This is a genomic window from Streptomyces sp. URMC 129, from assembly GCF_051386415.1.
In the GTDB taxonomy this organism is placed as follows: Bacteria; Actinomycetota; Actinomycetes; order Streptomycetales; family Streptomycetaceae; genus Streptomyces.
On sequence record NZ_JBPQTQ010000230.1, the window covers coordinates 1 to 4,083 of the forward strand.

A 4,083-nucleotide genomic window follows, 5' to 3' on the forward strand; every position below is an offset into this window, starting at 1 on the left:
GCCCCCGTCGGCTGACCGCACCCGCCGCCATGACCCTCCCCCCGGCCTCGGTCGCCATCACCGGAGCCACCGGCTTCCTCGGGCTCCGCCTGACCGACCAGCTCCTGCGCCGGCACTCCTCCCTGCTGCTCCTCACCCGCCCCGGCGCCCGGTCCGCCACCGAGCGGATCGCGCGCTTCCTGGAGAGCACCGGCACCCCCCGCTCCGCGCTGCGACACCTGCCCGCGCGGATCGAGGAGGTCGCGATCGACCTCGCGCGGCCCGGCCTCGGGCTGGGCGACGACGCGTTCCGCCGCCTCGCCGACCGCGTCGAGACGCTGTGGCACTGCGCGGCCGACACCTCGTTCGCCGCGCCGGCCAACGCCGCGCACGCGGTCAACGTGGACGGCACCCGCCACATCCTCCAGCTCGCGGCGGCCGGCGAACGGGCCCCGCTGCTGTGCCACGTCAGCACCGTCGCCGTCGCCGGGGCCCGCCGCACCGGCACCGTCCACGAGCACGAGCTCGACGACGCGCACGGCTTCCAGAGCGCCTACGAGCGGTCGAAGTTCCAGGCCGAGCGGCTGGTGCGGGAATGGGTCCGCACCCATCGGCGCCCGGCCGTCGTGTTCCGGCCCAGCGGCCTGCTGACCCGGCGCCGCGCCTACCCGGGCGCGCCCCCGCACCCCCTCCAGATGGCGGCGCGGGCCTGCCGGGCGGCCCTGCGGTCGCTGCCCGGCGCGCTGCGGTCCGGCGACGGCATCACGCTGCGCTGCGGCGCCCGCGCCGGCTCCACCAACCTGCTGCCGGTCGAGCACGCCGCCTACGCCATGGCCGAGGCCGTCCGGCGCGGCGGACGCCCGGACGGACTGCGCACCTACCACGTCGTCAACACCCGGAACACGCCGATCCGCACCGTGCTGGAGGCGCTGGGCGAGCACTGCGGGGTCACGATCCGCCTGACCCCGGGCCGCCCCGCCACCGCCGCCGAGCAGGCCCTGCACCGGGCCTTCGGGATGTACCTGTGCTGGCTCGACGTCGAGCGCCGTTACGACGACACCGGCCTGGCCCGCCTCGGCCTGGCCTGCCCGCCGCACCTGGCCGTCGGCTACGACTACGTCGTGGCCAGCCTCCGGCACGGGCTGCCGTAGCGACGAGCGGCGGGCCGGGCCGCCCGGCGTGAGAATGGCCGGGTGACCACGTCCGCGCCCGCCCCCCGGCCCACTGGCCGGACCTCGTGCGGCGACGGGATGCGCACCCCGCTGCGCGACTTCCTGCGCACCGAGACCGGCAGCGCCGCCGTCCTGCTGGCCGCCGCCCTCGCCGCGCTGGTCTGGGCGAACGCCGCGCCCGGCGGCTACGAGTCGTTCTGGCGCACCCACCTGTCGGTGCGGCTCGGCTCCGAGGGCGTCTCGCTGGAGCTGCGCGCATGGGTGAACAGCGGCCTGATGGCGTTCTTCTTCTTCGTCGTCGGCCTGGAGGCGCGCCGCGAGTTCGACACCGGGGACCTGCGCGAGCGCCGCCGGGTCGCCCTGCCGCTGCTGGCCGGGGTGAGCGGCATGCTGGTGCCGGTGGCGATCTACCTCGCCCTCAACGCCGATGACGGCGCGGCGCGCGGCTGGGGCGCCGCCATGTCCACCGACACCGCCATCGCGCTCGGCATGCTCGCCGTGTTCGGGCGCCGCCTGCCCGGCGGCCTGCGGGTCCTCATCCTCACCATCGCCGTCGTGGACGACTTCATCGCGCTCGGCGTCATCGCGCTCGCCTACAGCGGCTCGATCGAGCCGCGCCCGCTCCTGGCCGCCGCCGGCGTGTTCGGCGCGGTCCTGCTGCTGCGCGCCGCACGCGTCCGCCGGGGCCCGGCGTACGCGGCGCTCGCCGTGGCGGCCTGGGTGGCGCTGCTGGAATCGGGCGTCGACCCGGTCGTCATCGGCCTCGCCATGGGCCTGCTGACCTACGACTACCCGGCCGCGCGCGGTGACCTGGAGCGGGCCAGCGGCCTGTTCCGGCTGTTCCGCGAGCAGCCGACGCCCGAGCTGGAACGGTCGCTGCGGCTCGGGCTGGCCACCGCCATCTCCCCGAACGCCCGGCTCCAGCGGCTGTACCACCCCTGGACCAGCTACGGCGTCGTCCCGCTGTTCGCCCTCGCCAACGCGGGCATCACCGTCACCGGCGGCGAGCTGGCCCGGGCGTTCGGCTCGCCGGTCACCCTCGGCATCCTCTTCGGCTTCCTGGTGGGCAAGCCGCTCGGCATCGCGGGCGCCGCCTGGCTGACCACCCGGCTCAGCGGCGGCCGGGTCCGCCCGCCGGTCGGCTGGGGCGCCACCCTCGCCGCCGGCACCCTCGCGGGCGTCGGCTTCACGGTCTCCCTGCTGATCGCCACCCTCGCGTTCGACGGCGACCGGCTCACGGAGGCGAAGATCGGCATCCTCACCGCGATGATCTGCTCCTTCGCCGCCACCTGGGCAGTCACGGCGGTCATCGGGCTGCTGCCCGAACGGGCGCGCTCCCGGGCCCTGTTCGGCACGGCCGAGAGCCTGGTGGACCTGGCCGTCCCCGTCGACCCCGACCGCGACCACGTGCGCGGCCCCCGCGACGCGCCGGTGACCGTGGTGGAGTACGGCGACTTCGAATGCCCCTACTGCGGGCGGGCCGAGCCCGTGGTGCGGGAGCTGCTCGCCGGCGCCGGGGACGTCCGCTACGTGTGGCGCCACCTGCCGCTCACCGATGTCCACCCCAACGCCCGGCTCGCCGCCGAGGCCGCGGAGGCGGCGGCCGAGCAGGGCCGCTTCTGGGAGATGCACGACGTGCTGCTCGACCACCAGGACGACCTGCGCGCCGCCGACCTGCTGCGCCATGCGGCCGGCCTCGGCCTGGACACCGACCGCTTCCACCGGGCGCTGCGGGAGCGCTCCGGCGCCGGACGGGTCGACGCGCACCTGGAGTCCGCCGACCTGAGCGGCGTGTCGGGCACGCCGACGTTCTTCGTCAACGGGCGGCGCCACCACGGCGCGTACGACATCGACAGCCTCACCGCCGCCGTGCGCGCCGCCCGCGAGCGCGCCGCGCTGCGCCCCTGACCGGCCGGCGGAAACCGGGGCGCGGGGAACCGCCGCCCGGCGCTACGGTGCCAGGCGTGCGATCACACCCCGCAACCACCGGCCGGACCGCGGCGCCCGCCGCCGTCCGTACCGTCCTGGGCGACGTGCCACCGGGGGAGCTGGGCGTCTGCGACGCCCACGACCACCTCTTCCTGCGCACGCCCAGGCTGCCCGGCCAGGAGCTGGACGACCCCGGGGCCGCTGCGGCCGAGCTGCGCGCGTTCCGCGAGCTGGGCGGCGGGTCGGTCGTGCAGTGGACGCCGCGCGGCATGGGGCGGCGCCGCGCCGACCTGGCGGCGCTGTCCCGCGCCACCGGGGTCCGGCTGGTCGCCGCGACTGGGCTGCACCAGGCCGCGCACTACGCGCCGGGCGCGCTGGAGCCGCTGTGGGACCGGCTCGCGGAGGTGTTCGTCGCGGACCTGACGACGGCACCGGTCCGCGCCGGCCTGATCAAGGTCGCGGGCGGCTTCCACGGGCTCGACGCCCACGCCCGGCACGTCATGACGGCCGCCGCCGAGGCGCACCGCGCGACCGGCGCGCCGATCGCCGTCCACCTCGAACTGGGCACCGGCGCCGACGAGGTGCTGGAGCTGCTCTGCGGCGGCCTGGGCGTGCCACCGGCCCGCGTCGTCCTCGGCCACCTGGGCCGGTCACCCGATGTCCGCGCCCACCTGCGCGCGGCCCGCGCCGGCGCGTTCCTCGCCTTCGACGGACCGTCCCGCGCCCACCACGCCACGGACTGGCGCCTGCCCGACCTGCTGGCCGCCCTGACGGACGCGGGCCACGCCGACCGGCTCCTCCTGGGCGCCGACACGACCACGGCCGCGGCCCGCGCCGCCACCGGCGAGGGCCCCGGCATGCCGTACCTGCTGAGCACGCTGCGCCCGGGGCTGGCGGCCGAGCTGGGCGAGGACGTCGTCACCGCCGTCTTCACGGACAACCCCGCCCGCGCCTTCGCGTCCCCCTGGCCCGCCCCCGCCCCGCCGGGGCCCGCGCGCTGACC

3 protein-coding genes are annotated in these 4,083 nt (G+C 77.4%); all 3 read left to right on the forward strand.

Features of this window, described 5'->3' with window-relative positions; genetic code table 11:
- Positions 1-1,130 (forward strand): SDR family oxidoreductase (locus tag ACSNOC_RS27160; protein ID WP_436750229.1); only part of this gene is annotated, 1,130 nt, incomplete at its 5' end.
- A 99-nt stretch (positions 1,131-1,229) separates the two neighbouring features.
- The gene (gene nhaA, locus ACSNOC_RS27165; protein WP_436750231.1) at positions 1,230-3,059 is read left to right on the forward strand and encodes a Na+/H+ antiporter NhaA; all 1,830 of its coding nucleotides are present in this window, start codon (positions 1,230-1,232) and stop codon (positions 3,057-3,059) included.
- Positions 3,060-3,115: 56 nt separating this feature from the next.
- Positions 3,116-4,081 carry a phosphotriesterase family protein gene (locus ACSNOC_RS27170; protein WP_436750230.1) on the forward strand — a complete coding sequence of 322 codons (966 nt, stop codon included), beginning with the start codon at positions 3,116-3,118 and terminating at the stop codon, positions 4,079-4,081.
- Positions 4,082-4,083: the final 2 nt, after the last annotated feature.